This is a genomic window from Rhizobium sp. BR 249 (assembly GCF_047445895.1).
GTDB lineage: Bacteria > Pseudomonadota > Alphaproteobacteria > Rhizobiales > Rhizobiaceae > Rhizobium.
Genome location: NZ_JARWKX010000006.1, coordinates 188,175 through 215,062, shown reverse-complemented (window position 1 = coordinate 215,062; position 26,888 = coordinate 188,175). Strand labels below are relative to the sequence as shown.

25 protein-coding genes are annotated in these 26,888 nt (G+C 62.5%); 16 read left to right on the top strand and 9 right to left on the bottom strand.

All coding sequences use genetic code 11. From position 1 onward, the window contains the following. Positions 1-6 precede the first annotated feature (6 nt). The 4 genes from QD408_RS08420 to QD408_RS08405 are packed head-to-tail and all read left to right on the top strand — an operon-like array spanning position 7 to position 3,760. Complete coding sequence (locus QD408_RS08420) at positions 7-855, top strand: ABC transporter permease (protein WP_088684107.1); 849 nt, start codon at positions 7-9, stop codon at positions 853-855. Beyond that, positions 852-1,703 carry an ABC transporter permease gene (locus QD408_RS08415; protein WP_088684108.1) on the top strand — a complete coding sequence of 284 codons (852 nt, stop codon included), beginning with the start codon at positions 852-854 and terminating at the stop codon, positions 1,701-1,703. The genes QD408_RS08420 and QD408_RS08415 overlap by 4 nt, the downstream gene beginning before the upstream one ends. A gap of 15 nt (positions 1,704-1,718) precedes the next feature. Further along, positions 1,719-2,717 (top strand): 4-hydroxyproline epimerase, encoded by a 999-nt coding sequence (locus QD408_RS08410; RefSeq protein ID WP_088684109.1) that lies wholly within the window; start codon positions 1,719-1,721, stop codon positions 2,715-2,717. A gap of 29 nt (positions 2,718-2,746) precedes the next feature. Further along, positions 2,747-3,760, top strand: a complete 1,014-nt coding sequence (locus QD408_RS08405) for a GlxA family transcriptional regulator (RefSeq protein ID WP_088684110.1) — start codon at positions 2,747-2,749, stop codon at positions 3,758-3,760. A 12-nt stretch (positions 3,761-3,772) separates the two neighbouring features. Here the strand turns inward: QD408_RS08405 and QD408_RS08400 are convergent, their stop codons facing one another. Genes QD408_RS08400 through QD408_RS08390 form a run of 3 tightly spaced genes read right to left on the bottom strand, consistent with a single transcriptional unit; the run spans position 3,773 to position 7,426 of the window. Beyond that, a complete protein-coding gene (locus QD408_RS08400) occupies positions 3,773-5,053 on the bottom strand; it encodes a M24 family metallopeptidase (RefSeq protein WP_414139004.1) in 1,281 nt (426 codons plus the stop codon). 41 nt (positions 5,054-5,094) lie between these two features. Beyond that, entirely contained in the window at positions 5,095-6,183 is a 1,089-nt protein-coding gene (locus QD408_RS08395) for an FAD-binding oxidoreductase (RefSeq protein ID WP_414139003.1), read from the bottom strand. After that, the gene (locus tag QD408_RS08390; protein WP_414139002.1) at positions 6,173-7,426 is read right to left on the bottom strand and encodes an aromatic ring-hydroxylating oxygenase subunit alpha; all 1,254 of its coding nucleotides are present in this window, start codon (positions 7,424-7,426) and stop codon (positions 6,173-6,175) included. Before QD408_RS08390 ends, QD408_RS08395 begins: the two co-directional genes overlap by 11 nt. 111 nt (positions 7,427-7,537) lie before the next feature. On the opposite strand from QD408_RS08390, the gene QD408_RS08385 reads away from it, so the two are divergent. After that, entirely contained in the window at positions 7,538-8,425 is an 888-nt protein-coding gene (locus QD408_RS08385) for a LysR substrate-binding domain-containing protein (RefSeq protein WP_414139001.1), read from the top strand. Here the strand turns inward: QD408_RS08385 and QD408_RS08380 are convergent, their stop codons facing one another. The 3 genes from QD408_RS08380 to QD408_RS08370 all read right to left on the bottom strand — a co-directional run bounded on the left by QD408_RS08380 (position 8,426) and on the right by QD408_RS08370 (position 12,394). Further along, complete coding sequence (locus tag QD408_RS08380; RefSeq protein ID WP_414139000.1) at positions 8,426-10,078, bottom strand: acyltransferase; 1,653 nt, start codon at positions 10,076-10,078, stop codon at positions 8,426-8,428. Between the two features lie 729 nt (positions 10,079-10,807). After that, positions 10,808-11,731, bottom strand: coding sequence for a DMT family transporter (locus QD408_RS08375; protein ID WP_414138999.1), 924 nt, complete (start codon positions 11,729-11,731; stop codon positions 10,808-10,810). Positions 11,732-11,899: 168 nt separating this feature from the next. Next, positions 11,900-12,394, bottom strand: a complete 495-nt coding sequence (locus tag QD408_RS08370; RefSeq protein ID WP_414138998.1) for an Lrp/AsnC family transcriptional regulator — start codon at positions 12,392-12,394, stop codon at positions 11,900-11,902. A gap of 171 nt (positions 12,395-12,565) precedes the next feature. On the opposite strand from QD408_RS08370, the gene QD408_RS08365 reads away from it, so the two are divergent. The 3 genes from QD408_RS08365 to QD408_RS08355 all read left to right on the top strand — a co-directional run bounded on the left by QD408_RS08365 (position 12,566) and on the right by QD408_RS08355 (position 19,349). After that, entirely contained in the window at positions 12,566-12,772 is a 207-nt protein-coding gene (locus QD408_RS08365) for a hypothetical protein (protein WP_088684123.1), read from the top strand. 28 nt (positions 12,773-12,800) lie between these two features. Next, positions 12,801-16,508, top strand: a complete 3,708-nt coding sequence (gene putA, locus QD408_RS08360) for a trifunctional transcriptional regulator/proline dehydrogenase/L-glutamate gamma-semialdehyde dehydrogenase (RefSeq protein WP_414138997.1) — start codon at positions 12,801-12,803, stop codon at positions 16,506-16,508. 312 nt (positions 16,509-16,820) lie between these two features. Continuing rightward, positions 16,821-19,349 (top strand): methyl-accepting chemotaxis protein, encoded by a 2,529-nt coding sequence (locus QD408_RS08355; RefSeq protein ID WP_414138996.1) that lies wholly within the window; start codon positions 16,821-16,823, stop codon positions 19,347-19,349. A 28-nt stretch (positions 19,350-19,377) separates the two neighbouring features. Here the strand turns inward: QD408_RS08355 and QD408_RS08350 are convergent, their stop codons facing one another. Both QD408_RS08350 and QD408_RS08345 read right to left on the bottom strand, forming a co-directional pair. Beyond that, positions 19,378-19,578: a hypothetical protein gene (locus QD408_RS08350; RefSeq protein ID WP_088684127.1), complete on the bottom strand. Its 201-nt coding sequence runs from the start codon at positions 19,576-19,578 to the stop codon at positions 19,378-19,380. A gap of 225 nt (positions 19,579-19,803) precedes the next feature. Beyond that, positions 19,804-20,115 carry a hypothetical protein gene (locus tag QD408_RS08345; protein WP_414138995.1) on the bottom strand — a complete coding sequence of 104 codons (312 nt, stop codon included), beginning with the start codon at positions 20,113-20,115 and terminating at the stop codon, positions 19,804-19,806. Positions 20,116-20,371: 256 nt separating this feature from the next. Here QD408_RS08345 and QD408_RS08340 point away from each other — a divergent pair, with 256 nt between their 5' ends. The 3 genes from QD408_RS08340 to QD408_RS08330 are packed head-to-tail and all read left to right on the top strand — an operon-like array spanning position 20,372 to position 22,759. Continuing rightward, entirely contained in the window at positions 20,372-21,277 is a 906-nt protein-coding gene (locus QD408_RS08340) for a LysR substrate-binding domain-containing protein (protein ID WP_088684129.1), read from the top strand. A 55-nt stretch (positions 21,278-21,332) separates the two neighbouring features. Then, positions 21,333-22,463 carry an HPP family protein gene (locus tag QD408_RS08335; RefSeq protein WP_414138994.1) on the top strand — a complete coding sequence of 377 codons (1,131 nt, stop codon included), beginning with the start codon at positions 21,333-21,335 and terminating at the stop codon, positions 22,461-22,463. Positions 22,464-22,480: 17 nt separating this feature from the next. Next, complete coding sequence (locus QD408_RS08330) at positions 22,481-22,759, top strand: DUF6522 family protein (RefSeq protein ID WP_414139015.1); 279 nt, start codon at positions 22,481-22,483, stop codon at positions 22,757-22,759. A 159-nt stretch (positions 22,760-22,918) separates the two neighbouring features. On the opposite strand, the gene groL is transcribed toward QD408_RS08330, so the two are convergent. Then, a complete protein-coding gene (gene groL, locus QD408_RS08325) occupies positions 22,919-24,547 on the bottom strand; it encodes a chaperonin GroEL (RefSeq protein WP_088684131.1) in 1,629 nt (542 codons plus the stop codon). A 369-nt stretch (positions 24,548-24,916) separates the two neighbouring features. On the opposite strand from groL, the gene QD408_RS08320 reads away from it, so the two are divergent. The 5 genes from QD408_RS08320 (at position 24,917) to QD408_RS08300 (ending at position 26,871) form a co-directional block, all read left to right on the top strand. Continuing rightward, positions 24,917-25,207, top strand: coding sequence for a hypothetical protein (locus tag QD408_RS08320; protein WP_088684132.1), 291 nt, complete (start codon positions 24,917-24,919; stop codon positions 25,205-25,207). Between the two features lie 198 nt (positions 25,208-25,405). Next, complete coding sequence (locus tag QD408_RS08315) at positions 25,406-25,759, top strand: hypothetical protein (protein WP_414138993.1); 354 nt, start codon at positions 25,406-25,408, stop codon at positions 25,757-25,759. A gap of 15 nt (positions 25,760-25,774) precedes the next feature. Continuing rightward, positions 25,775-26,107: a four-helix bundle copper-binding protein gene (locus tag QD408_RS08310; RefSeq protein ID WP_414138992.1), complete on the top strand. Its 333-nt coding sequence runs from the start codon at positions 25,775-25,777 to the stop codon at positions 26,105-26,107. Positions 26,108-26,119: 12 nt separating this feature from the next. Next, complete coding sequence (locus QD408_RS08305) at positions 26,120-26,446, top strand: DUF2934 domain-containing protein (protein WP_414138991.1); 327 nt, start codon at positions 26,120-26,122, stop codon at positions 26,444-26,446. A gap of 5 nt (positions 26,447-26,451) precedes the next feature. After that, entirely contained in the window at positions 26,452-26,871 is a 420-nt protein-coding gene (locus tag QD408_RS08300; protein WP_414138990.1) for a metal-dependent phosphohydrolase, read from the top strand. The last annotated feature ends 17 nt before the right edge of the window (positions 26,872-26,888 follow it).

Genomic DNA, 26,888 nt, shown 5'->3' with positions numbered 1-26,888 from the left:
ATTGAGATGGATACTTCAGCCTTCACCGATCTTTTCGACGAATGGACGGACTCGGCGCTCGAATGGGTGAGCGACAATGGCGAGTTCCTGTTCGACTATATCAGGCAGGTGCTCGAAGGGCTCTATGACGGGATCCTGTGGCTCCTGCAGCTTCCACCCTTTTACGTGATCGCCCTCATCGTGGCGCTCATCGGCTGGCGGCTGGTCAATGTCTGGTTCGGCGCTCTCGCCGGCGTCGCATTGGCGCTCTGCTTTTCCATGGGTCTCTGGCCGGAAACGATGAGCACGCTGGGTCTGGTGCTGACCGCGACCTCGCTCGCTTTGGCGATCGGCATCCCGATCGGCATTGCCGCTGGTTTCTTTACCGGCCTCGACCGCTTCATGGAACCGGGCCTCGACCTGATCCAGACGCTGCCTCCTTATATCTACCTGCTGCCGGCGATCGCCGTGCTCGGCTACGGCCCTGCCACCGCGATGATCGCGACGGTGATCGTCGCCGTGCCTCCGGCCATCCGCCTGACTTCTCTCGGCATCCGGATGACGCCCAAGGAGTTCATCGAACTCGGAGAGGCGCTCGGAATGACGCCGGCGAAGATGTTCTTCAAGATCCGCCTTCCCTTTGCGCTGCCGAGCATCATGGCAGGCATCAACCAGAGCCTGATGATGGCCTTCGGCATGGTGGTCATCGCCGGCATCGTCGGCTCCGGCGGGCTCGGAGAGACGATCTATGGCGCGATCAGAACGCTGGACATCGCGACCTCGATCAATGGCGCGATCGCCATCGTGGTATTGACCATGGTGATTGACCGGATAACCCAGAGCGCTGCCCGCCTGGGAACAGGGAGGAAGTCATGAATCCTGCGAACCTGCAGTTTTCGCCCGGCGCTTTCCTCGCGCCTGCGGTCGATTGGCTCAACACCAACCTTCACCCGCTCTTTGCGGCGATCAGCGCTGTCGTCGAAGCGGTCCTTTCGGCAATCGAGGCGGCGCTTCTCTTCGTGCCCCCCTTTGCGCTGATCGCGATCGTCGTCGTCCTGGCGTTCTTCGCCGTCAGCCTGCGCGCCGCCATCCTTGCCGGCCTTTGCCTCGGCTTCTGCCTTCTCGTCGGGCTGTGGACGGCATCGATGCAGACGCTCGCGCTGGTCACCGTCGCCGTCATGATCTCCGTGCTGATCGCTTTCCCGATCGGCGTGCTCTGCTCGCGCTACAAGACGCTGGAGGCCGTGGTTCGCCCGATCCTCGACGTGATGCAGACCGTGCCGCCATGGGTCTATCTCATTCCGGCGGTGATGATCTTCAGCCTCGGGCGCGTGCCGGCCATCATCGCCACCATCGTCTACGGCATTCCGCCGATGCTGCGCCTGACGACACTCGCCTTCAACCAGGTGCCGAAGGTGTTCATCGAGCTCGGCAGCGCCATCGGCGCGCCGCCGCGCTCGATCCTCTGGAAGATCGAGATCCCGCTCGCCAAGCAGACGCTGCTCGTCGGGCTCAACCAGTGCATCCTTCTGTCGCTGGCGATGGTCGTGCTCGCCGGCCTCGTCGGCGCCGGCGGTCTCGGCGCGGAAGTGACGCGCGGCCTGACGCGCATGGAGATGGGGCTTGGCCTGCGGGCGGGCCTTGCGATCGTCGCGGTCGCCCTGCTGCTCGACCGGCTGTCGCGCGGCCTGCTCGACCGCGGCAGTCTGCCGAAGGCGAGATGAGCAAGGATTGACGGGATGAGAAACAGCTTCTTCTGCATCGACGCCCATACCTGCGGCAACCCGGTCCGCCTCGTTGCCGGCGGCGGTCCACTGCTGCCGCACTTGCCCATGGGCGAACGACGGGAGATCTTCGTCCGCGACCATGACTGGGTGCGCAAGGCGCTGATGTTCGAGCCGCGCGGGCACGACATCATGTCGGGATCGATCATCTATCCGGCCTATCGCCAGGATTGCGATTTCGCCGTTCTTTTCATCGAGGTGAGCGGCTGCCTGCCGATGTGCGGCGCCGGCACCATCGGCACCGTGACCGCCGCGATCGAAGAAGGATTGGTCAAGCCGCGTGAGCCCGGAAGGGTCGCCATCGAAACGCCGGCGGGCAGGGTCGACGTCACCTATGAGGTGAAGGATGGATATGTCGATTCCGTTCGTCTCCACAATGTCGCGAGCTATCTCCATGAGGCCGATGTCGCGGTGGATGTGCCAGGAATGGGCCGCCTGCGCGTCGATATTTCCTATGGCGGCAATTATTATGCGGTCGTCGAGCCGCAGGAGAACTGGAGCGGGCTTGACGGCATGAGCGCATCCGACATCGTCGGCTGCAGCCAGAAGCTCCGGGCAGCACTTGCCGATGTCTGCAATCCCGTTCATCCCGACGATGCCAGGATATCGGGCGTGCACCACGCGATCTGGTGCGACCGCCCGGTGAACGATGTTTCGGACGGGCGCTGTGCGGTCTTCTACGGCGAGAAGGCCATCGATCGCTCGCCGGGCGGCACCGGCACTTCGGCGCGCATGGCGCAGCTCCATGGGAAGGGACGGCTTACCGTCGGGTCGCGCTATCGTCATGAAAGCCTGATCGGAACCATCTTCGAGGGCCGGGTGGAAGCCGAGGCAAAGATCGGGCCTTATCGCGGCATTCTCCCGAGCATCGGAGGCTGGGCGCGGGTCATCGGGCATAACACCATTTTTGTTGACGATCGTGATCCGCTAGCGCACGGTTTCCAGATTAGATGAGCGCATTCAGGGACGGTGATGAGATGACTATGCGACCCGGGCAGCATCGGCAGGCAGACGGAGCCGCGAAACCCGCCGCCCGGCTCAAGGTTGGGTTCGTTCTGTCGCGGTCGTTCACGCTGTCCGCCTTTGCGCTGTTCGTGGATACGCTGCGGCTTGCCAGCGATGAGCAGGACCGTTCCGGAAGGGTGCTTGCCGACTGGCAGGTGATCGGCAGCACGCGTCATCTGATCACCTCGAGCTGCGGCGTCCAGGTTGCGCCGACGTCCGATTTCGTCGATCCCGCGCGGTTCGACTACATCGCCGTCGTCGGCGGCCTTCTCAGCGTGGAAAACCCCGTCGACCAGCAGACCATCACCTTCCTCAAGCAGGCGGATGCCAAGAAGGTGCCGCTGATCGGCGTGTGCACCGGTTCGTTCATCCTTGCCGCGGCGGGGCTGATGAAGCGGCACGAGTCCTGCGTGAGCTGGCTGCATTACAGGGAGTTCCGCGAGCGGTTCCCAGAACTCAGCGTTCGCTCCGACCGGCTCTTCAATCTCGATCGCCAGCGCGGGTCCTGCGCCGGCGGCAGCAGTGCTGCCGACATGGCGGCGTTGCTGGTCCGGAAATACATCAGCCGTGATGCCGAACGAAACGCGCTTGAAGTGCTGCAGATCGAGAAGGCCCGTGCTCCGGCCGACATTCAGCCCCGGCGTCCGCTCTACGACGATTACGACGATGCCCGCGTCAAGGCGGCGATGATCACCATGGAGCAGTTCGTCGACGGCAGCATGCCGATCGAGAAGCTCGCCGCCATGGTCGGGCTTTCCCGGCGGCAGCTGGAGAGAATCTTCATCGAGAAGACGGGAATGTCTCCCGCCAAGGCCTATAACCGTGTCCGCATGGAGCGGGCAAAATCGATCCTTGCCCAGTCGAAGGCGCCGCTGATCGAGATCGCGCTGGATGTCGGCTTCGAAAACGCCTCGCAATTCACGAGGACGTTCAAGCGCACATTCGGGCAGACGCCCTCCCAGCACCGCGCGGCCGCTGCGAGAGCGCACTGAACGCAGAGAGTTTCAGATCTCTTCCCAGGGAAAGCTGTCCAGCCGTTCCGCGCCCTTGGCCGTGATCAGGGCCTGGGTCTCCAGCTTGATGCTTTCGGAGCCGGCCTCGGCGATCAGGCTTTCGACATTGAGCACCATGCCTTCCTCGATGATGCCGCTGAAATCGGGATCGAAATCCGGATGCAGCAGGACGCCGGGCCACTCATCCGCCATGCCGGTTCCGTGCAGGGCGAGGGTGTATCGATAGGGCTGGTATTTCTCCGGAATCTGCCATGAGTGTTCGTTGAATTCGCCGAATGTCATGCCAGGCCTGATGATGGAAAGATTGTACTCGATCTGATCCCTGGCTGCGGCGTAAAGCTCCTTCTGCTTGGCGTTCATGGCGACATGGCCCGCCGTCCATGAGCGCGAGAGATCCGCGCAATAGCCGTAGGGACCGATCATGTCGGTATCGAAGGAAATCATCTCGCCGCGCTTGATGACGTAGTCCGAACATTCCTGATACCAGGGATTGGTTCTCGGACCCGCGGTCAGAAGCTTGGTTTCGAGCCACTCGCCGCCGCTGCGCGCATTTTCGAAGTGCAACTCGGCCCAGATCTCGCGTTCGGTGCGGCCGGGCTCGGAAACTTCGTACATCCGCGCCATGCCGGCTTCGCAGACGCGGATCGTCCATCGCATCAGTTCGATCTCCTCGGCGCTTTTGATCGACCGCGCCCGCTCGGCCAGTTCCTGGCCGTCGAGCAGCGTAAATCCGCGTTCCCGGAGTTCGAATGCGCCTGACGGTTCGAGCCTGTCCACCGCCAGGCGCCTGTTGCCGCCGCTGGTCTTCATGAGATCCGTGACCTCGTCCGCCCAGGCTTTCAGCCGAGGCTCCATCAGGTTCCCGGCGGTGAAGAATATCCACGACTTCGCCGTCCGGATCTCGTCGATGCCGGGCAGTCCGTCATTGACGTGCTCGGCGCCTTCGAATTCGAAGAGGATCGCCGGACCGTCGGCGAGGATCAGGGCGTAGCGCGACGGATTGTGCATCGTCCAGATGCTCATGTTCGAGGAATCGAAAGCGTATCGGATGTTGACGGGATCGTAGAGCAGCAGGGCGCCGCAATCCCATTCGCGCATCTTCAGGCGCAACCGTTCCAGACGGTAGCGGCGCGCCCTGTCGAGCGTTTCGGCCGGCACGGGACTCATGAGGGGCCGGTCGGCTCCCTCGGGGTTGAGATAAGCCTGCTTTCTCTCGTCCTTGAAGATGGTCGAGCCGGATGGCTCGGTGGAACAGCTTTCGTCTCGCAGCATCCGAGGCAATCCTTCCGGTTCGTGAGGTGGGTGGGCGGTGCTCAGCGCTCGATGACGAGATCGCTGAGCGGCTTGGAGCAGCAGGGCAGGAAGAAACCGGCGTCGATTTCGCGCTGCCGGATTCCGCCATTGTGGCTCATCTCCACCGAGCCGGAGACAAGCTTCGACTTGCAGGTCCCGCAGACCCCGTTCGAGCAGGAGGAGGGCAGGCGGACGCTGCCTTTCTTTGCCGCTGAAAGCACGGTCTGGTCTGACGGGACTTCCAACGTCTTGTTCTGTTTCGAGAATTCGACCTGGAAAGTCCTCGTCGCCGGCTGTACTTCGACGTCGAGGCCCGGCTCGTCGATGACGGCGGCGTCGAAGCTCTCTTCGATATAGTTTTCTACCGGGACGCCGAGAGCCGCCGTGATCGAACGCGCCGCCGCCATGAACGGCGCGGGACCGCAGCACATGACGACGCGTTCGGCAATGTCGGGAACGGCAAGCTTGAGGAATTCCGGCGAGATCCGGCCGGTCAGCCCTGGCCATGCTAATTCGCCGGCGACCGTCTCGGGAAGAAACTGGAGACGCAGTCCCTTCATCCTCGCTGCGAGCCCCGAAAGGTCATGGCGAAAGATCAGATCGGCAGGCGTTCTCGCCGCGTGCAGGAAGACGATGTCCGACGCTTCGTAGCGGTCTGCCAGATCACGTGTGATCGACATGACGGGCGTGATGCCCGAACCTCCGGAGAGCAGCAGAAGCTTGATCTTCTCGCCCTTGGGTCGGATGAAATGACCAAGCGGTCCTTGACCCTTGACGGTCATGCCTGGAGCCATGTGGTCGTGGAGCCAGTTCGATATCCGGCCGCCGGGCACGCGCTTGACCGTCACCGTAAAGGCGTTGCTTCGATGGGGCGACGACGAGATGCTGTAGCATCGCGCCTCGCCATCCGAACCGCTGGGGAAGTCGAACAGAAAATACTGGCCGGCATCGAAGTGGAAATGCTTGCCTTCGGGCGACGCGAACGTGAAGCTTTTCACGTCATGCGTCTCCTGATGGACGTCGAGACAGACGAGGGTCTCGTCGGTCTCCGAATCCCAGACCTGCTGCGCGCTCTGACCTAGACGCATGGATGTGAGGTCAATACCCATGGGCGCGCATCCGGTCGATGTACCAGGCGGCGAACTTGTCGAGGTTCGTCTCGGAGAAGCGGGAATAGGGGCCGGGCTGATAGGCGGGATCGAGCGTGCCGGCATGCGAGCGGGCAACGAGATCGGCGTCCTGGTCGGTGGTCGCGATCCAGACATCCGTCAGCTTGTCGAGATCGTAATCCACGCCTTCGACGGCATCCTTGTGGACCAGCCATTTGGTGCGCACCAGCGTCTTGCCCGCCGAAAGCGGAATGACGGTCGCCACCACCGCATGGTCGCCCATGAAATGGTTCCAGCTGTTGTGACCCCAGAGATGGGTATCGCCGAGATCCTTGCGGGTCATGTGGCCGAGCAGCTTGGAAGATGCGGCGGTGGCGTCATGGGTCTGGGATTCGCCGGCACCTGATATGATCAGCCGCTGCGTGCGGAAGTTGGTGGCGCAGTCGGTGAGCTGCTCGACGGCGGCCGAGGGAAAACCGTCGGCCTCCCAGGCCTGCGTGCGTTCCTCATAGAGCCGGAAATGCTCTTCCGCCTGTTCGCGATCCTCGGGGCTCAGCGTTTCCGGGTCGAAGCCGAAGTCGAGATCGACGAAGGAGACGCAGAGTTCCGGATGGTTCGCGGAGCAATGGTAGCACTCGCGATTGTTCTCCATCGTCAGCTTCCAGTTGCCGTCTTCGATGACGTCGGTCTGGTGGGCGATCTTGGCATTGCGGATATCGTAGGGGGCGAGGCGCTCGACCATGGTCTGCTCGAGGAGCGCGATGTCTTCCGGCGGATTGTCGGAGAGACAGACATAGATCAACCCGCCGATGGACTTGAAAGTGACCGGCTTCAGGCCGCGACAGTCCTTGTCGAAATCCTTGCCCATGTGGGGAGCGTAGCTCAGCTCGCCTGTCAGTTCATAGGTCCAGGTGTGATAGGGGCAGACGAGCTTCGAAACGATTGTCTTGCCCGCATTGAGAAGCCGGGAGCCGCGATGGCGGCAGACATTGTGCAGCACGCGGAGTTCGCCGTCGTCGTCACGCAGGAGGATGAGGCTCGTCTTGCCGATATCGATCACCGTGGCGTCGCCCGGCTCGGGAACGTCGCAGTCGAGGCCGACGCAGATCCAGTGCTTGTGGAAGAAGACGTCGATATCAGCTTCGAACACATCTTCCCTGGTGTAGAGGCCGGCCGGCAGGGAATGGCCATCGGCGCGGGCTTCGAGAAGGGCCGAAATCGAAGATGGAAGCTTGTTTAGCATGAGAACCTCTTATGTGAGAGTTTCCCTAGATTGCCCTTGCAGTTACGGGGTTTCAACGGCATAAAAAATCACGCTCGCATAAGTTTTTATTATGTGAAAAGAGGATTGAAGATGCAATTCCGAAAACGGCTCCCGTCGCTGACGGCCCTGGTGACGCTGGAGGCTGTGCTCAGACGGAAAAGCTTCACGACGGCCGCGACCGAGCTCGGCGTCACCCAGGCGGCGGTCAGCCGGCAGATCGCCTTGCTGGAGGAGGAGTTGGGCCAGCCCCTGTTCGTGCGCAAGCACAGGGCAATCGAGCCGACGGCGGCCTGCATCAGTCTCGGCGCGACGCTCGCCAAGAGCTTCGCCGATATCGCAGAGAGCGTGGAAGCGATGCAGTCGCGCAGCCAGGACGTGGTGACGATCGGGGCGACCGTCGCCTTCTCTTCCTTCTGGCTGTTGCCGCGGCTGGCGGAGTTCCGCCGAGCGAATCCGGGCATATTGGTACGGGTGATCTCCCAGGACAGCCCGATCGCTCTCGACGATGGAGAGATCGACGTGGCCATCCGCTACGGCATGCCGCCCTTCAGCGATGGAACCGTGATCGCCTCGCGCGGCGACGTCGTCTGCCCCGTCTGCTCTCCCGACCACCTCAGGCGCCGGGGAGATGGCCCGCTCGGCTCCACCGACGAATTCATCGAAACGGATGTGCTCGATCGTTCCTGGTATGGCTGGGCGCAATGGGTGTCGCTGACCGGCGGCAATATCGAGATCAAGCCGTCGCTTCGCTTCAACCATTACACCGAAAGCATCGCGGCCGCGCGTGCCGGGCAGGGGATTGCACTGGGATGGCGCATGCTGATCGGCACCTTCCTGGAGGACGGAACCCTGGTGCCCGCCTCGCAAACCGAGCTTGCCGCCGAAGGCCGCTATAACGTGATCGTGCCGATCAAGGCCAAGCGCAGCCATGTGCGCGATCTCGCCGCCGCCTGGCTGACGGCCTCGCTGCACGGCTGATCAGAAGCCAAGCCCAGGCGTTGCCGTCCGGTGCACGCCCTTGGGGACGAAGGCGAACTGGTCCGCGAGGCCGAGGAAATCGGCCGCCAGGTGAATGACCGAAAGCCACATCTCCGTTCCCTGCAGGCTCGCTTCGCCGCCGTCGGCGAACGGGAAGCCTTCGCCATCTCGCCATCTGTTGAGCGCCCGCGAGATGAGGCTGCGGGCGATCGCCTCGCCATCGGCCCGGCGGTAATCGGTCTGCCGGGCAATCAGCAGCAGGGGATGGATCGTATCGAGCAGGTTGCAGGCATTGTACTTCGCCCCGGCGAAGCCCTTGTGGTTGCGATAGTTCAAGTGAACCGTTTCGAGCGCCGCGTGCGGATGGGGAAGTGCCGCGCCGAACTGGGCATAAGTGCCGCGTGTCAGGCGATAAAAGCCGTTCACCGGCTGGAGCCATCCCTCCAGCGCCGTCGGCTCGCCCCATAGGCCGGAGACGCTGTCGGCATGGCGGCTCAGCCATTCGAACAGCGCCTGCCGCGATTGCCGGATGCCGAAATACCGGGCGTTGAAGTACATGGCGGTGCCGATGGCATCGACCACACTGCCGGCATGCCACGCCCGGCTTTGCCAGGGCAGCGCGCGCAGCCATGCGTCAAGCTCTTCGGCGTCGAGCTCGACCGCCTGGACAGGATGCCGCGGATTCGAGTCGAGCAGTTCAAGCGCATAGCCGACCGATAGAACGTTATAGAGAGCCTTCGGATCATCCCTCAATACGCCGCCGTGTGCACGCGCATGTTCCTCCGGAAAAAGGCCGGTTTCCCGGTCCTGCAGACCTTGCAGGCGCTCCACGGTCTCTGACGGATCGAGTCCGGACGGCAACTGGCCGAAGCCGGCTGCGATCTCGATCGCATCACACAGGTGCCGGATCGCCGGCCGTCTGACGCCGTCCGCTTCCAGCGATTCATAACGGCCCTGCGTTCTCCACCGTGCAAGAATATCCGGCCATTGCTCCTTCGCCTTCTGCCCGAGCCTGACCAATTGGTCTTCGGTATCTCCCGTGCTGGATTTCCTGGCCGCCGAGCCTCGGCTGCGCAGCACCCGGGCAGGCACGCCGCCGGCAATCGCCATGGCGGGAATGTCCCCGGTGACGACCGCCCCGGCAGCAATGACGGCGCCATTTCCAATCGTGATGCCATCGAGGATCACGCAATTGGCGCCGATCCAGACATCGTCGCCGATGGTTATGCCGATGCTGACGACACCCTGTCGGTGTATGGGCAGATCAGGATCGTCGAAGCCATGATTGAAGCCCACGATCGACGCATGCGAAGCAATCCTGACCCCATTGCCGCATGTCACCCTGCCGGAAACGCAGGCATAGGGATTGACGGAGCAATCGTCACCGAGCACGACATCGCCGCGCACGAGCGCGTGCCCCGCAATCCACGACCGCTCGCCCATCGTCAGGCTTTCGGTGAAGATCGCGGCATTCTCGGCGATATAGGACGTCTCGGCCAGCGCGGCCGCGCATGATCGCCTGAGTGCGGCTTTGCGGGCGAGATGAGCGGGATGATCGAGATCCGACGCGATACGCTCCCAGGGAAGATATTGCAGCCGGCGCACTTCCTTATCCTCGCTCACCGGTGCCTGCGGGCTGTTGGCGTGATCCATCCTGTTCCTCATTCCCGGATTCGATCGGCGAAGACTCGTTTATGTCAAGCGATCCATCTCTTGGCGGCATCAGACGCCGTGACCGGTTCGAAAGCAAGACGTAGAGGATCGGGCGTTCGGCAGTATTGCGCCACAAGCGGATGAAGTCATTCACCTACCAACGCGGAATCGAGTTGAAGCATGCGACGAGCTATTTTTGCCTCTGGCTGGCTAGCCAAGAATAGACAAGACCCCAAGCAGCGCCAGGGACGAGGTTGGTTATCACCAGCAGCGGCCTACTGTAGCCAGCGAATAATGGGTCATCGCCAGATGCCCCCAGGACCAGAAAAGCTTGCAAGGCGCTCGTGCAGGCCCCGACCAACGTGATCAAGAAAGCCCCGCGAAGGGGTCCGAATCGCTCTAACCCCAATGTGAGGATAGCAGGCGCTGCCAAAACCAACGGCAGCATGGTGAGCGGGAGGACCCACATTTGGGTGCCATAAACCACGTTGCCGTAATGGATGTATGACCGAGCGATTGCAACGCAGACCCACGCGAACCATAGAGCAGCCCAGGTCAGCACGAACGCGAAAAGGGCCACGCGTTTTGCTGGCGATGCTTTTTCCTCTAAATCCATCATGTTTGGTCAGTTTCCGATTTCGTTATTCCAATCATGTTGTTGACTGGCCGTCAGTTCAAGTTTTCAAAGAAGCCGAATGTCCGCTTCGAGCCGATAGCCGTCATTTCGTTTTATCTGACGCTGATCAAAGCCGTCCCGATGATGGCAAGTCCTGCTCCGCACCAGGCATGGATGCACGGCATTTGACCGCTTCGCAGCCATACCATCGGCAGGATGACGACGGGCGTCATGGAGGAGAGCGTCGAAACGATGCCGACGTTTCCCGTTCTAAGCGCAGCCATCAACAAGGACATGCCGAGCGCGGTGCCGAAGAACGCCGCTATGACGGCGATGCCGAAATCGGTTTTGCGGAAATCCGCTACTTCTTGCCGGACTTTCGGCAATGCCAGCAACGCCCAGAAGAAAAGAACTGCCAGGCCGGAGCGCACCGCCATGGCTGCGAAAGGCTCGACCCCTGAAGCCATCGCGGGACGGGCAAGAAGGCTTCCCACAGCCTGACCGAATGCCGTGAGGATGCCAAGCGATATGCCGAGGAGGGATGGCGACGATCCGCTGATCGGGACGGATTCGATGGGTTCTGCGTCTGCAAGAGGTATCATGGCCGGTGGCCGACGGCGACGAACGCCAATTGCGATAACGATACCGGCAAGGATCAATCCAACGCCCACGCCCTGGGTGGCGCTGATCGTCTCACCGAAAGCGAAGTATCCCATGATGAGCGCGAATGGGGAGGTCAGTGAGAAGAGCAGGGCCGTGAGACGCGGCCCGGCCGTATAGATCGCAGCAAAATAGGTCGTGCTGGCAAGCGCAATTCCAAAGGCACCCGATGCGGCCAGATTTCCTATCTGCCACATTCCAAGGGTGGTCCAGCCTCCGAGGGCCGTTGCCGCGCCGGCCGTGATCACGAAGCCCGCCGTGAGCTGCCAGCGAGCGAGCCGCATCAAGGGCACACGGCCATTGAGCTCGCTTATGAACATGGAACTCAGCGCAATGCATACGGCTGAACTCAGTGCAAACGCTTCCGACACAAACATCAACGGTCCCCTTGGTCGGCAGCAATGTAACGCCGCCGATATTCTGTCAATGTGATTGGAGAGGCGCTTGGAGCCGGCAGCGATCGCAAAGTCGCTGCCCGGTTTGTTGTGGTTTGATATTCCGTGGCCATTCACCGGGAGGTGGCCATCATCTCCCGCGGATCACAGTCACGAAAGACTCGCCCCGAACTTGTCCCAGCCTTCCTTGATCGTCTCCATCGCGACATTCGTCGAGGTGTTGGCAACGTGCGGCAGCGTCGAGATGCGCTCGCTCAGCACGCGGCGGTAGCGGCCGATGTCGCGGGTGCGGATTTTCAGGAGATAGTCGAACCGGCCGGCGATCATGTGGCACTCCTCGACTTCCCGGATCTTCTTGATGGCCTCGTTGAAGCTTTTCAGCGCCGCCTCGCGGGTGTCGGAGAGCTTCACCTCGACGAAAGCGATGTGGTCGAGCTGCATTTTCGCGGGGTTGAGGACGGCCTTGAAGCCTTCGATGTAGCCGTCGTTGATCAGCCGCTTGAAGCGGATCTGGCAGGGCGTCTTGGAAAGCCCGACGCGCGCGGCGAGATCGGTGATCGACAGTCTCCCGTCCTCGGCGAGAGCCGCGAGGATCTTTCTGTCGAATTGGTCCAATTCACTAAAGATGTCGGCTTCTGTGGCCATTTGAACTCTCGGTGATCGTTTTATAAGTTCATACAGCTTGAAAACCGCTAAAATCAAGTGAGATCGCGATTTGCGGCTATGGTAGATTATGCGTCGGCAGTGGGAGGAAGGCGTGAGCGCCTGGCGCATTGCCGGGATCGGCAGCGGCGCCGCACCAGGAGGGGATCACGGATGCACGAGAAACAAGCGGATGACGAGCGGAAGCCCGACTTGCTCGCTCACTACAGGCCGGTGGCGATAAGAGCGGTTGCGGCAGCATTCACCCTCAAGCGCGACAAGCCGGATGCGCGCCCGCTTTGCGAGACGGAATATTCCGGCCCCGCTTTTCTGGATGATGCGCTCTGGGATGACGAGCCCGGTGTTCCATTTATCCGTTAGACGAAACATTCTTTGATCAGGGACTCCCATGTTGAACGCAGCGATCGACCCCGCATCCTCCAATGATCCCGCCGGCAGCGCGCCGTTCGCCGCTTTTGCGCCGCCGATCCGGCCGCAATCCGAGCTCCGCCAGGCGATCACATCAGCCTATCGCCGTCCGGAAACCGAATGCCTGCCGCCGCTCGTTGCGGCCGCGCGCGTTTCCGAGGCCAAGCGTTATGACATCCGCAGCACGGCCCGCACACTGATCGAGGCGCTGCGCGCCAAGCACAAGGGCACCGGCGTCGAAGGGCTGGTGCAGGAATATTCGCTTTCCAGCCAGGAAGGTGTCGCGCTCATGTGCCTTGCCGAAGCGCTGCTGCGCATTCCCGACACGGACACCCGCGACGCGCTGATCCGCGACAAGATCGCCGAGGGCAACTGGACCTCGCATATCGGCGGCGGCAAATCCATGTTCGTCAACGCGGCCACCTGGGGTCTCGTCGTCACCGGCAAGCTGACTTCGACGGTCAACGACCGCAGCCTGTCGGCGGCGCTGACGCGGCTGATCGCGCGTGCCGGCGAGCCGGTGATCCGCCGCGGCGTCGATATGGCGATGCGCATGATGGGCGAGCAGTTCGTCACCGGCGAAACGATCGAGGAAGCGCTGAAGCGCGCCCGGCCGCTCGAAGCGCGCGGCTTCCGCTATTCCTACGACATGCTGGGCGAGGCCGCGACGACCGCCGCCGACGCCGAGCGTTATTTCAAGGATTACGAGAAGGCGATCCACGCCATCGGCAAGGCGGCGGATGGCCGGGGTATCTATGACGGTCCCGGTATCTCGATCAAGTTGTCGGCCCTTCACCCCCGTTATGTCAGAGCGCAGGCCGGCCGAGTGATGGGCGAGCTGCTGCCGAAGGTCAAGGCGCTCGCGGTTATCGCCAAGGGTTACGATATCGGCCTCAATATCGATGCCGAGGAAGCCGACCGGCTGGAGCTTTCGCTCGATCTCCTCGAAGAACTCTGCTTTGCCCCGGAGCTCGGCGGATGGAACGGGCTCGGCTTCGTCGTGCAGGCCTACGGCAAGCGCTGCCCCTTCGTGCTCGATTACATCATCGATCTCGCCCGCCGCTCCGGGCGCCGGATGATGGTCCGTCTCGTCAAGGGCGCTTATTGGGATGCGGAGATCAAGCGCGCTCAGTTGGACGGTCTCGACGACTATCCGGTCTATACCCGCAAGATCTACACCGACGTCGCCTATATCGCCTGCGCACGCAAGCTGCTGGCCGCCGCCGATGCCGTCTTTCCGCAGTTCGCCACCCACAATGCGCAAACGCTGGCTGCGATTTATCATCTGGCAGGGCCTGATTTCGCGGTCGGCAAATACGAATTCCAGTGCCTGCACGGGATGGGCGAACCGCTCTATGACGAGGTCGTCGGCAAGGAAAAGCTCGACCGGCCCTGCCGCATCTATGCGCCCGTCGGAACGCATGAGACGCTGCTCGCCTATCTCGTCCGCCGCCTGCTCGAAAACGGCGCCAACTCCTCCTTCGTGCACCGCATCTCCGATCCGAACGTCTCGGTCGAGGCGCTGATCGCCGATCCGGCCGAGACCGTCGCGGCCATGCCCGTCGTCGGCGCCCCGCATGTGCAGATCGCGGCACCCAAGGCCCTTTACGGCAGCGCGCGCGCCAATTCGAGCGGCCTTGATCTCTCGAGCGAAACCACGCTTTCGGACCTGGCGGAGACGCTCGCCTCCACGGCTGTCACGCCCTGGCATGCGCTTCCGATTCTCGCCGATGGCTCCACGGATGGCGTGACACGCGATGTCCCCAATCCCGCCGATCACGGCGACGTCGTCGGCACGGTGACAGAGCTGAAAGTCGAGGAGGCCGCCCGTGTGGTTGCGATGGCGGCCGAGTATGCGCCGCAATGGGCGGCGGTGCCGCCGGCGGAGCGCGCCGCCTGCCTCGATCGGGCGGCCGATATCATGCAGGCCCGCATCAAGGTGCTGATGGGCATCATCATGCGCGAGGCCGGCAAATCGGCCGCCAACGCGGTCGGCGAAGTGCGCGAGGCGGTCGACTTCCTGCGCTATTATGCCGATCAGGCCCGCAAGACCCTCGGTCCGTCGCATCTGCCGCTCGGCCCGATCGTCTGCATCAGCCCGTGGAATTTCCCGCTGGCGATTTTCACCGGCCAGGTTGCCGCAGCCCTCGTCGCTGGCAATCCCGTGCTGGCGAAGCCGGCCGGCGTGACGCCGATCATCGCCTCGGAGAGCGTGAAGATCCTCCACGAAGCAGGTGTGCCGGTCGGCGCGCTGCAATTCGTGCCCGGCAGCGGCCGCCTCGGCGCGGGCATGGTCGGCGCTCAGGAAACGGCCGGCGTCATGTTCACCGGCTCGACCGAGGTCGCGCGCATGATCCAAGCGCAGCTTGCCGAACGCCTGTCGGCAACCGGCAAGCCGATCCCGCTGATTGCCGAAACCGGCGGCCAGAACGGCATGATCGTCGATTCCTCCGCCCTGGCCGAACAGGTCGTGGCCGACGTCGTGACATCGGCCTTCGACAGCGCCGGCCAGCGCTGCTCGGCGCTGCGCGTCCTCTGCCTGCAGGACGACGTGGCCGACAGGACGCTCGCCATGCTGAAGGGCGCCTTCCGTGAATTGTCGATCGGCCGTACCGATCGCTTGAGCATCGATGTCGGGCCTGTCATCAACGACGGCGCCAAGACGGAGATCGACAAGCATATCGAAGCGATGCGCGCCGCCGGCCGCAAGGTGGAGCAGCTGCCGCTGCCGCAAAGTGCTGCGGCGGGCACCTTCGTTCCGCCGACGATCATCGAGATCAAGTCGCTGTCGGACCTGACGAGGGAGATCTTCGGTCCGGTGCTGCATGTCGTCCGCTTCAAGAGAAACGGTCTCGATCGCCTGATCGACGACATCAACGCATCGGGCTACGGCCTCACATTCGGGCTCCACACCCGGCTCGACGAAACGATCGCGCATGTGACGAGCCGCATCAAAGCCGGTAATCTCTACGTCAACCGCAACATCATCGGCGCGGTCGTCGGCGTGCAGCCTTTCGGCGGCCGCGGCCTGTCGGGAACCGGCCCGAAAGCCGGCGGTCCGCTCTATATCGGCCGGCTGGTGCAGCGCGCGCCCGTGCCGCCGCAGCAGGATTCCGTGCATACCGATCTCGCCCTTCGCGATTATATCGTCTGGCTCGACAAGAAGGGCCTGACGGCGGAAGGGGAAGCGGCGCGCGGTTATGCGAGCCGTTCGGCGCTCGGGCTCGAACGCGAACTCGCCGGTCCCGTCGGCGAGCGCAATCTCTACGCGCTCCATCCGCGCGGTCGAATTCTTCTCGTGCCGCAGACCGAAGGCGGGCTGCATCGCCAGATCGCCGCCGCTCTTTCCACGGGCAACCATATCGCCGTCGACGCGGGCTCCATATCGAAGTCGGTCCTGGCGGATCTGCCGGCGGCTCTCGCCGGCCGGATTTCCTGGGCGTCGGATTGGGAAAAGGATGGGCCTTTCTCCGGTGCGCTCGTCGAAGGCGATCGCGACAGGGTTCTCGCCGTCAACCGGAAGATCGCCGCGCTGCCCGGTCCGCTTCTCCTAGTCCAGGCCGCGACCAGCGAGGAACTGGCGAGCGATCCCGAAGCCTATTGCCTCAACTGGCTGCTGGAGGAAGTGTCGACCTCGATCAACACGGCCGCTGCCGGCGGCAATGCGAGCCTGATGGCGATCGGCTGAATGAATCAGGACGAGGGCGCGAAATACGCCCTCGATGCCCCTGACCCAGGCTGTCAACCTCTCCATCGTCATGCTCGGGCTTGTCCCGAGCATCTGCCTCCGGTCGATAGGGCAGCAGATCCTCGGCACAAGGCCGAGGATGACGTCGAGTAGACGGCGGGGTTTATCAGCGAATCTCGGGATGCGGAAAATGGGGCCTTGGGTACGCATTTGGCGGCTCCGAACAAACTCGACACCATTGACCATTTTTTTAGCAGTTGCGGCTACGGTGGCACGATCAGGCGGGACCATTCCTGGGACGGGGACTATTTTATGGCGTTGATTGATCGACTGTTGCAGCGCATGCGGATCGTGACGAAGGTTCTCTTCTTCGTGGTGCCTCTGATCGTCCTCATCGCCGGTATCGGCCTTTTCGGTTATTTCACCGCTGGAACGCTCAAGGGCCAGATGACCCTGACGCGGCAGACGATCGATACGCTTTCCAGTTTCCAGCAACTCAGATCCTCGCTGACCGCCTTTACCGATCTTCCGACGGCGGCCACGCGCGACCGGTTGATCGCCGGCATCTCCGATCAGGAGAAGGGTGCTGCGACGCTCGACGCCATGCTGGTTGATCCCTCGCAGAAGCAGCAGATCTCGGCGGTGCGCGAACTCGGCGGCAAGATGCAGGGCGGCGCCGACGCGCTTTGGGCCGTGGCACAAGAGCGCACGAATACCGAACAGGCGATCGATCAGGCTGTGGCGCAGCTTTTCAAGGAAAGCCAGACCGCCCGTAAGCAGCTCGACGTTCTCCAGGATCAGGCGAACGGAAAAGAGGCCTTCGTCCGGGCGCTGCTCCTCGATGCCTCTGTCTATAAGAATCTCGCGCAGCGCATTGCAAAATTGCGCAAGGCGGCCGCGCAGGCTACTGCCCCGGCGGATATCGCCGGCGCTCTCGGCAATCTCCTGCCGCCGCTCGTCAAGGAGGTCGGCGGGAGCGCCGCAGTCGCCTCCGACAAGGCCCAAAGCCAGATTGCAGCGCTGAAGCCGGTATTGGACAAGCTCGCCGCGATGGCCAAGGACAGCGCCAATCTTACGCTCGAGGGCTATGCTGCCGTCGACCAGGATCTGCAGGGCTTCGAGGAGAAATTCGGAAAGCTCGCCTCCGGCAATGCCGATACCGCTATCGAGCGTTTTGTCGGCATGGATGCGAATATCGCCACGCTTCGCTCGATGGTGGCGATCGTCAATACCGCTTTCAAATCGATCGACGATCTGCGCCTGCACCTGAGTGAATTGAACAGGCGGGTCGATGCAGAGGCACGCGATGCCGTTCTCGCCGATCTCAAGGCGTTGCGCGAAAGCGCTGCCGAGCTCGTCCCCTTAAGCGGGAAAAACGCCGCCTTGCAGGAGCTTGCGAAGAAGATCGAGCCGTCCCTTGCCTCGATCGAAAAGGACAGCTCGCTTCTGATATCGATCGCCGACCGGTGGCAGAAGAACAGGGAAGCGGCGACCGAGCTCGTCGCTGCGGCAAGCAGCACACTCGAGCAATTCGTCAGCACCGCGCAGGAAAGCGGCAAGGAGATCAGCCAGCGTTCGGCCACGATGTCGCTCGCGGCGATGATTGCGGGCACGGTGCTTGCGATCATCGGCGGCCTCATGCTGATCGAAACGCTGCGTGGCCCGCTGAAGCGCATCACCCAGACCATGATGAGGCTTGCCAACGGCGATCTCAACGTCCCGATCGGCGACGGCAAGCGCGCCGACGAGATCGGCGACATGATCCGCTCCGTCACCGTCTTCCGCGACCAGGCGCTGGAGAAGACCAGGCTGGAAGAGGTCGCGGAAGCCAACAGGGCGCGCGACGAACTGGAACAGGCCCGCCGGGCGGCCGAGCAGGCTCGGATCGAGGCGGAACAGAGCGAAGCTCTGAATGCGCTCTCCGATATGCTCGGCAAGCTCGCCAACGGCAATCTCGCCGCCGAAATGAGCGAGGATCTCGCCGCGGATTATGTCGCGATGGCCCGCACCTACAATCACGCCATCGATGCGCTGCGCCTTACGCTCGCCGAGGTTCGCAACACGACCTATGAGATCGCCGAGGGCAGCACCAATCTTTCGGGCGCCGCCGACGATCTGGCCCGCCGCACGGAACAGCAGGCCGCAGCCCTCGAAGACAGTTCGCGAGTGCTTGGGGAACTGACCGCCAGCGTGCGGGAGACGGCTGAAAATGCGAGCCAGACGTCGCGCTCCGTCGCCGAGGCCCACCGCCAGGCGGAACACTCCGCAGCCGTCGTCGCCAAGGCCATCGACGCGATGGGCGCCATCAACCGGTCGTCCGAGAAGGTCACCAGCATCATCGGCGTGATCGACGAGATCGCCTTCCAGACCAATCTTCTGGCGCTCAACGCGGGTGTCGAAGCCGCACGCGCGGGAGAGGCCGGCAGAGGTTTTGCCGTGGTGGCGCAGGAGGTTCGCGAGCTTGCGCAGCGCTGCGCCACGGCCGCCCGCGAGATCAAGCAGCTCATCTCCAACAGCGCGACCCAGGTCGGCGCGGGCGTCCAGCTCGTCGAGGAAACCGGCAAGGCGCTTTCGGAAATCATGCAGCACTTCACCTCGATCAACGGGCTGGTGCAGGTCATCTCCTCTGCCACGACCACGCAATACAAGGGCATCGACGAGGTGAACAACGCCGTGCGCGATGTCGAGCACATCACCCAGCACAATGCCGCCATGGTGGAGGAAAACACCGCCGAGATTCACCGGCTCCGGCATCAGGTGGAGGTGCTGAACGAAAGAATTTCCCACTTCCAGACCGCGGTCGCCGAGGGCCGCAGGCCGTCGATCGCGCTCGCCTCCTGACGGCGCAGGCGCTTCCGCGCGTTATGCGTCAAGCGCCGGGACAGAGGGGTATGTCAGCTGACGCCTGCCGGCGTTCGCATTCGGTGCGGAACGAGCGATATTGCCAGAAACCGTCTGGGCTTTCCCGCCGGTAGACGGTTTCGAGCCAGAACACTGTGTCGTCGATCGGCAGGACCGGATGCCATGCATACCATTCCGACCAGATCTTTCTTGCGGGATCGCTCTCCATGATCGTCGCTCATCGAATGAGTTTCTGTGTCGCCGGTCTCTGACCTGGCTCCCTCATATTCTATATTAGAGAAGTATGATTCAATATCATTCTTGATTTGAAATCATTTTCACGCGTCGCTTGAAATATTCTCCGGCTGCCACCGGAGCGTTTCCGGTTGCGCAAGTGCATCGACGCGATGGAATGGAAGCCGTGAAGGCTTGGGCGGAATGGCTTTATCCGCGCTCAGGCGATCGAGCGCAGCCCGAGATAGGCGGCAAGGCTGACGGCGGAGAGTGCGATCGTCAGCTTGGGCCTTGCGTCGTCGAGCATGGCGGCCAGCAGGAGGCCGAGCATCAGGATGACGGATTTTGCCCAGAGGTCCTGGTCGGAAACGGTGAAAGCGATTGCCGCCAGAAAGACGGCGCTTGCGACGATCGTGACCGGAGCGGACTTCTCGGCGATATCGCCGGCCGAAAAATAGGGCAGAAGAAAACGCCGCATGCTCAAGCCGGAAGCAACGCTCAGGAGAAGACAGGTCAGGACAAGGTGCAACATGGGTCTTCGTCGGTCGATCTGCAGATGGAATTGCAGATGCAAACCTCGTGCCAGCCCGAAACCCTCGTGCCATCGGTCCGGCAGCGGCAATGTCCGGGCCTGTCTGGCTATTTCCTCGGCGTCGCGTTTCTTTTTTCGGCAACCGTTTCCGCTTTCGCTTGGGTAGGAAAACTATATCGCAATACGACTTGAGCCGGGGCGATGGTTTTTATATAGAGAATTATCTGTCTCCATAATTTCGAAAACGAGATTTTCATTGGACCTTTCGTCGATCGAGATATTCCTCGCCGTCGCCAGCGACCGCAGTGTTACGAAAGCCGCCAGGGCCGTCGGGCGGGTGCCCTCGAACGTGACGACGCGCATCCAGCAATTGGAAGAAGATCTCGGCGCTTCCCTCTTCAGCCGTGACGGCAAGAAGATGACTTTGACACGCGAAGGGGAGACCTTCCTCGCATACGCCAACAGGCTGATGGCGCTTGCGCTCGAAGCGCGCCAGGCCGTGCGGCCGCTCGCCCCCTCGGGAACGCTGCGGGTCGGCACGATGGAGAGCACGGCGGCAAGCAGGCTGCCGGCTGCGCTGACCCAGTTCAACCAGATGTGGCCTGACGTCTCGCTGCAGCTGACGATGGGTGCCTCCCGCGATCTTGCCCGCGCGGTGCTCACCGAAGCCCTGGATTGCGCGCTGATCGCCCGTCCGCCTAGGGCGATGCGCGAGGAGGATTCGGATTTCGATGCCGAGCTGAAGACGCTGGCGATGGAGCCGGTCTTCGTCGAGGATCTGTTGATCGTTCTGCCGTCAGGCCATTCCCCGATCAAATCCGCGGCCGACCTTCGCGTCGGCGCGCTTGCCGCCTTGGAGCCCGGCTGCACCTATCGCAGGATCGCCGAGAACTGGGCGCGCAAATCGAGCGCCCTGCCGACCAGCGAGCTCGGCTCCTACCATGCGATCCTGGCAAGCGTTGCGGCCGGCAACACGGCCGGCGTCATGCCGAAATCGGTTCTCGACCTGATGCACTGGCCGACGTCGCTCCAGACCCACCCGCTGGGGCCTGTGGAAACGCTGCTCGTCTCGCGTAGGAATGACCGCCCCAGCGCGTTCAATGCCTTCCACGAAGTTCTCAGCGCGACCAAGGGAAGAGATATCAGGCTGGCGATGAACTAGCCCGAACGTCTTTCCTTCAGCCGCCCGATCATCCTCGCTCAATATTGGTCTTGTCATGCAGTATCCCGTTTCCCCGAAGGTGGGACCGAGCCGCTTCCGTCGCTTCCGCCTGTTCTCGCCGATCCTGGCGGGTGCGACCTTGCGCGAGCGATTGATCGCCTGCCTCGGCGCTTTGCTGGCGATCGGCCTCACCGGCGTCATCAGCGGCTATTTCTTCGGGCAAGGGCCGCACCTTCCGCTGATCGTGGCGCCGATGGGAGCCTCCGCCGTGCTGCTTTTCGCGGTGCCGGCAAGCCCGCTGGCGCAGCCATGGTCGATCATCGGCGGCAACACCATCTCCGCCATGATGGGCATCGTCGCCGCCTATTTCATCCGTGATCCGATCATCGCGACCGGCGTCGGCGTGTCGCTCGCCATCGGCGCGATGTCCTTCACGCGCTGCCTGCATCCGCCGGGCGGGGCTGCGGCGCTGACCGCCGTTCTCGGCGGGCCTGTCGTTGCCGGATGGGGTTTTCTCTTTCCCTTCGTGCCGGTCGCCCTGAATTCCTGTATCCTCGTCGGTCTCGGCCTGCTGTTCCACAAGCTTTCCCGGCGGAACTATCCGCATGTCGTCCCGAAGCCCGCCGAGAATACGCATCAGACGATCGACCTGCCGTCCGCCGTGCGGGTGGGCTTCCGCGAAGAGGATATCGATGCGGCTCTCGAAACGCTTGACGAAACCTTCGATATCGATCGCGCCGACCTCAGCCGGCTGCTGCATCAGGTCGAGCTGCAGGCGACCATCCGGTCGAACGCCAGGATCAGCTGCGCCGATATCATGTCGCGAGATGTGATCGCCGTTGGCGAGGCGGCCGAACCGGCGGCCGCACGCCAGCTTCTCCTGAAACACAATATACGCACGCTGCCGGTGAAAGATCCCGAAGGCCGCCTCATCGGCACCGTCGGCTTGCGGGAATTGTCGGCGAGCACCGAGACCATCGCGGGCGCGATATCGAGGCCGGCAGTGGCAAGGCCAGCGGATGCGGCCCTGTCTTTGCTGCCCGTGCTGACCGACGGGCACACACATGCCGTCATCGTCGTCGACGAGGACCACCGAATCCTCGGCCTGATCTCGCAGACGGATCTCCTGAGCGCCGTGGCGCGGCTGCTGCCGAACGACAGCGCCCCAATCCCGGCGGTGGCCTGATGGTGAAGGATGAACCGATGCTGATCGAACGCGACCCGAACGGGGATTTCATACTGGATTCAACCGAACTCGCGGAGCGGTTCGGCCTGTCGCAGGCCGATCTTCGCCGCCACATGCGGCATGGCTCCATCGTCAGCTCCGTCGAAATCGGCACGGCCGAACATGCGGGCACGAAGCGGGTGTCGCTCCGCCTCGGCAACAGGCTGTGGCGCGCCGTGCTGAACGACGAGAACGAAGTTCAGCATGAGGAGATGACCATTCTCAGGCGAAATGCGCCCGGGCAGCCGCCGCGCTGACATCGCTGCCCATCCGCGAACACCTTCCTTGGCCATCTGATAATCGAGCCGATGCTCTCAAGTGCGTCGCGATCTTTCAGATTCGCTTGCCGCACTTTAGGTTTTGGGTTTGCGGATGTCGTGAGCGCAAAACCGCCGCACACTTTTGCGCGACATGCTTTAGAAATCCATCCCGCCGCCCGGAGGCATTGCCGGAGAAGCGTCCTTCTTCGGCCGCTCGGCGATCATCGCTTCGGTCGTGACGAGAAGGCCGGCGATGGAGGAGGCATCCTGTAGCGCGGTGCGCACCACCTTGGCCGGATCGATCACGCCCTGCGCATAGAGATCGCCATATTCGCCGGTCTGGGCGTTCCAGCCATGGGAGAACTCGCTCTTCTCGCGCAGCTTGCCGACGATGACCGAGCCTTCCGCTCCGGCATTTTCGGCGATCTGGCGGGCCGGCGCCTCGAGGGCGCGGCGGACGATGTCGACACCGACGCGCTGCTCGTCATTGGCTGCTTTGACGGCGTCAAGCGCCTTGACGGCGCGCAGCAGCGCCACGCCGCCGCCCGGCAGAATGCCTTCCTCGACCGCCGCACGGGTGGCATGAAGCGCGTCGTCGACGCGATCCTTCTTCTCCTTCACCTCGACTTCAGTCGAGCCGCCGACGCGGATGACGGCAACGCCGCCGGCGAGCTTGGCAAGGCGTTCCTGCAGCTTCTCGCGGTCGTAGTCGGAAGTGGTTTCCTCGATCTGGGCCTTGATCTGGGCGATGCGGCCCGAAATGTCGGACTTGGAGCCGGCGCCATCGACGATGGTGGTGTTCTCCTTCTCGACCGAGACCTTCTTTGCCCGGCCGAGCATGTCGAGCGTGACGGTCTCGAGCTTGATGCCGAGGTCTTCGGAGATGACGGTGCCGGCGGTCAGGATGGCGATGTCTTCCAACATGGCCTTGCGGCGGTCGCCGAAGCCGGGAGCCTTCACGGCGGCGATCTTGAGGCCGCCGCGCAGCTTGTTGACGACGAGCGTCGCGAGCGCTTCGCCTTCGACATCCTCGGCGATGATGAGGAGCGGCTTGCTGGATTGAACCACGGCTTCGAGAACCGGGAGCATCGACTGCAGGTTCGAGAGCTTCTTCTCATGGATGAGAATGTAGGGATCTTCGAACTCGGTCCGCATCTTGTCGGCGTTGGTGACGAAATAAGGGCTCAAATAGCCGCGGTCGAACTGCATGCCTTCGACGACTTCGAGTTCGGTTTCGGCGGTCTTGGCTTCTTCAACGGTGATGACGCCGTCATTGCCGACCTTTTCCATGGCCTTTGCCAGATAGTGGCCGATTTCCGCATCGCCATTGGCCGAGATCGTGGCGACCTGGGCGATCTCGGAATTGTTGGAGATCTTGCGGGCATTGGTCTTCAATTCCGCGACGATGGCGCTGACGGCAAGATCGATGCCGCGCTTCAGGTCCATCGGGTTCATGCCGGCTGCAACGGCCTTGGCGCCTTCGCGGACGATCGCCTGGGCGAGAACGGTTGCGGTCGTGGTGCCGTCGCCGGCGATGTCGCTGGTCTTCGAAGCGACTTCGCGGACCATCTGGGCGCCCATGTTTTCGAACTTGTCCTCGAGTTCGATTTCCTTGGCGACCGAGACGCCGTCCTTGGTGATGCGCGGAGCGCCGAAGGACTTGTCGATCACGACGTTACGGCCCTTCGGGCCGAGCGTGACCTTGACCGCATCGGCGAGAATGTCGACGCCGCGCAGCATCTTGTCACGGGCTTCGGTGCTGAATTTGACTTCTTTAGCAGCCATGTCCTCACTCCTTCATAGGCAGCTAATTGACGGATCTTCGCAGTGGATTTCAGGCAGCCCGACAGGCCAGGTGATCAGCCCGAGCGGGTCGCTAAATCGCGCGCGCGCCTGCGCGATTGAACTGGTTTGACGTTGTTCGATTTCAAGAGGGTGGCGAAAAATTGGCGCTCTCGGTCAACGATTACCGACGCCTGAGGGAACAGAAAATCGGATCCTGCGTTCGACATAAAGACGATGGTCGTCGCGCTCGGATTTCGGGCGAGTTCCAGCCGCACCAAGGCTTGAATTCGGATTTCGGCATCCCCAGCTCTTCGGTGATCGAGGCTTGATGAGCTCGGTTATGTCCCACGTCTTTTCGGAGTGGCTGAAATGGAAGAAAGAACCAATATAATCAAAGACCTCAGCATCGAGGAACGCGAAGAAGTCTTCGTCGATATTGCCCGTACGCTGGAGGATACGGCCCGCGAGGCGCTGGTGGAGGGCAACAGCCACTTTGCCGCCCTTTCCACCAACATGGCCGAAGCGATCCGCGTCAATGCCGACGAGCTTGCCCGCGATGATCCCGAAAATGCCGAACTCGTCTTGCAGGAGGCGACGGCGATGATATTGCAGTTCGAAGCGGTGCATCCCTATCGCATGGTGAGCATGGCCGTTCATTGAGCGCCGGGCCACCCGCTCGGGCGGCCGTCCTTCCAAATCAATCGCTCCTTCCGGAACTCTCGCTGCCTTGGACGGTTATTGGATCACAGCATCGAAGGTGATCCGTGGCGGTCCGGGGTTTACACGCCTTGTCCATAATGCCGCCGGGTCGGCTGTCAGGCGTGAACATGCTTTTGCATGATGGAAGGAGGATTAGGCATGACTTCCAATTCGATTGTGCCGCCCGAGAGCGGCACTGATGACGCGCGATCCGCCGATACGGCGGAGGCCGAGAACGATCGCAAGAAGGCATTGGAAAATGCGCGACGCAACGCAGGGTCCGCGGCCGATCGCGATACCGGCACCGAAACTCCAAGCCTGAGACTTGCGAGGGAGTATCTTCGCCTCGGCGGCCGCCGCCGCTCCAAGATCGACGACAACATCACCACCGTTCGCCAATGGGAGGAGGATCCGCCGGAGGCCGAACGGTTCTGGCAGGAGCGGGTGGAGACGCTTTCGAAGGCCGACCGCAAGCAGGTGGAGGATTTTCTGCCGACCATCAACACGCCCTGACGAGGAGGATGGAAAATGCATCAGCTCGACGCGAGAATGCAGGCATGCATCGACAATTGCCTACTCTGCTACAGCATTTGTCTCCAGACGGCGATGAACCATTGTCTCGAAGCCGGCGGCAAGCATACCGAACCCGCGCATTTCAGGCTGATGATGGCCTGCGCCGAGATCTGCCGCACGTCAGCGCACTTCATGCTGATCGGCACGGATCACCACAAACATACCTGCCGCGAATGCGCGGAAATCTGCTCGGAATGCGCGGCCGATTGCGAAAGGGTGGGCGACATGCAGGCGTGCGTCGATGCCTGCCGACGCTGCGCCGAAAGCTGCCGCGACATGGCAGCCTAGCTGGAGGAGATCATGGCCATAGACAAGCACGAGCAGATCCGCCGGCGCGCCTATGAGATCTGGGAGGCCGAAGGCCGTCCCATGGGCGCGGACCTGCGCCATTGGCAGCAGGCCTGCGACGAACTGGCCGGCGAGAACGAGCATGAGACGCTGCAGGATCTGATCGACGAAGACGACCGGGACGACGCAGCTCTGCTCCAGGGGGCAGGTGAGAGCGGCGATTTCGATCCGCCGCGGGCGGCGCCTGCCCGAGTTGCCGAGACAAAAGTGTCAGATGTCGAGATCACGACGGGCGAAAAGCCTTCCCTTGGGAAGGTCAGGCAGACCGAGGGGCCGTGATTTCAATGCAGCATCTCGACCACGCCATCCAGATCGCGCTCGAAGCGCATGACGGGCAAACGGACAAGACCGGCCGGCCTTTCTTCGAGCACTGCCAGCGGGTTGCCCTTCTCGTCTCCGGCGAAGAAGCGCGAACCGTCGCCTACCTTCATGACGTCGCCGAGAAAGGCAGCGGCTGGACGCTCGACAGGCTGCGGGAAGAAGGTTTTCCGCCTGTGATCATCTCCGCCGTGGATGCGCTGACACGGCGGCTCGACGAGCCGAACGACGAATTCGTCAGGCGCGCGGCGGCAAACCCGCTCGCTTTGCCCATCAAGCGGGCAGACCTCGAAGACAATCTTCATCAAGCCGAGCTAGCCGGCAAAAACCCGGAAAAATACCAGCGCGGGCTGGATCTCCTGCGGGAGATAGAGAGCGGTGGATAGGCTCCTCCGCCGTTGTT

Coding starts and splice junctions, on each gene's coding strand:
- QD408_RS08410 (WP_088684109.1), top strand. CDS start 1,719: ATGAGAAACAGCTTCTTCTGCATCGACGCCCATACCTGCGGCAACCCG.
- QD408_RS08415 (WP_088684108.1), top strand. CDS start 852: ATGAATCCTGCGAACCTGCAGTTTTCGCCCGGCGCTTTCCTCGCGCCT.
- QD408_RS08365 (WP_088684123.1), top strand. CDS start 12,566: ATGCACGAGAAACAAGCGGATGACGAGCGGAAGCCCGACTTGCTCGCT.
- QD408_RS08420 (WP_088684107.1), top strand. CDS start 7: ATGGATACTTCAGCCTTCACCGATCTTTTCGACGAATGGACGGACTCG.
- QD408_RS08320 (WP_088684132.1), top strand. CDS start 24,917: ATGGAAGAAAGAACCAATATAATCAAAGACCTCAGCATCGAGGAACGC.
- QD408_RS08375 (WP_414138999.1), bottom strand. CDS start 11,731: ATGTTTGTGTCGGAAGCGTTTGCACTGAGTTCAGCCGTATGCATTGCG.
- putA (WP_414138997.1), top strand. CDS start 12,801: ATGTTGAACGCAGCGATCGACCCCGCATCCTCCAATGATCCCGCCGGC.
- QD408_RS08390 (WP_414139002.1), bottom strand. CDS start 7,426: ATGCTAAACAAGCTTCCATCTTCGATTTCGGCCCTTCTCGAAGCCCGC.
- QD408_RS08395 (WP_414139003.1), bottom strand. CDS start 6,183: ATGGGTATTGACCTCACATCCATGCGTCTAGGTCAGAGCGCGCAGCAG.
- QD408_RS08385 (WP_414139001.1), top strand. CDS start 7,538: ATGCAATTCCGAAAACGGCTCCCGTCGCTGACGGCCCTGGTGACGCTG.
- QD408_RS08405 (WP_088684110.1), top strand. CDS start 2,747: ATGCGACCCGGGCAGCATCGGCAGGCAGACGGAGCCGCGAAACCCGCC.
- QD408_RS08345 (WP_414138995.1), bottom strand. CDS start 20,115: ATGTTGCACCTTGTCCTGACCTGTCTTCTCCTGAGCGTTGCTTCCGGC.
- QD408_RS08330 (WP_414139015.1), top strand. CDS start 22,481: ATGCTGATCGAACGCGACCCGAACGGGGATTTCATACTGGATTCAACC.
- QD408_RS08335 (WP_414138994.1), top strand. CDS start 21,333: ATGCAGTATCCCGTTTCCCCGAAGGTGGGACCGAGCCGCTTCCGTCGC.
- QD408_RS08300 (WP_414138990.1), top strand. CDS start 26,452: ATGCAGCATCTCGACCACGCCATCCAGATCGCGCTCGAAGCGCATGAC.
- QD408_RS08310 (WP_414138992.1), top strand. CDS start 25,775: ATGCATCAGCTCGACGCGAGAATGCAGGCATGCATCGACAATTGCCTA.
- QD408_RS08305 (WP_414138991.1), top strand. CDS start 26,120: ATGGCCATAGACAAGCACGAGCAGATCCGCCGGCGCGCCTATGAGATC.
- QD408_RS08370 (WP_414138998.1), bottom strand. CDS start 12,394: ATGGCCACAGAAGCCGACATCTTTAGTGAATTGGACCAATTCGACAGA.
- groL (WP_088684131.1), bottom strand. CDS start 24,547: ATGGCTGCTAAAGAAGTCAAATTCAGCACCGAAGCCCGTGACAAGATG.
- QD408_RS08355 (WP_414138996.1), top strand. CDS start 16,821: ATGGCGTTGATTGATCGACTGTTGCAGCGCATGCGGATCGTGACGAAG.
- QD408_RS08315 (WP_414138993.1), top strand. CDS start 25,406: ATGACTTCCAATTCGATTGTGCCGCCCGAGAGCGGCACTGATGACGCG.
- QD408_RS08400 (WP_414139004.1), bottom strand. CDS start 5,053: ATGCTGCGAGACGAAAGCTGTTCCACCGAGCCATCCGGCTCGACCATC.
- QD408_RS08350 (WP_088684127.1), bottom strand. CDS start 19,578: ATGGAGAGCGATCCCGCAAGAAAGATCTGGTCGGAATGGTATGCATGG.
- QD408_RS08380 (WP_414139000.1), bottom strand. CDS start 10,078: ATGGATCACGCCAACAGCCCGCAGGCACCGGTGAGCGAGGATAAGGAA.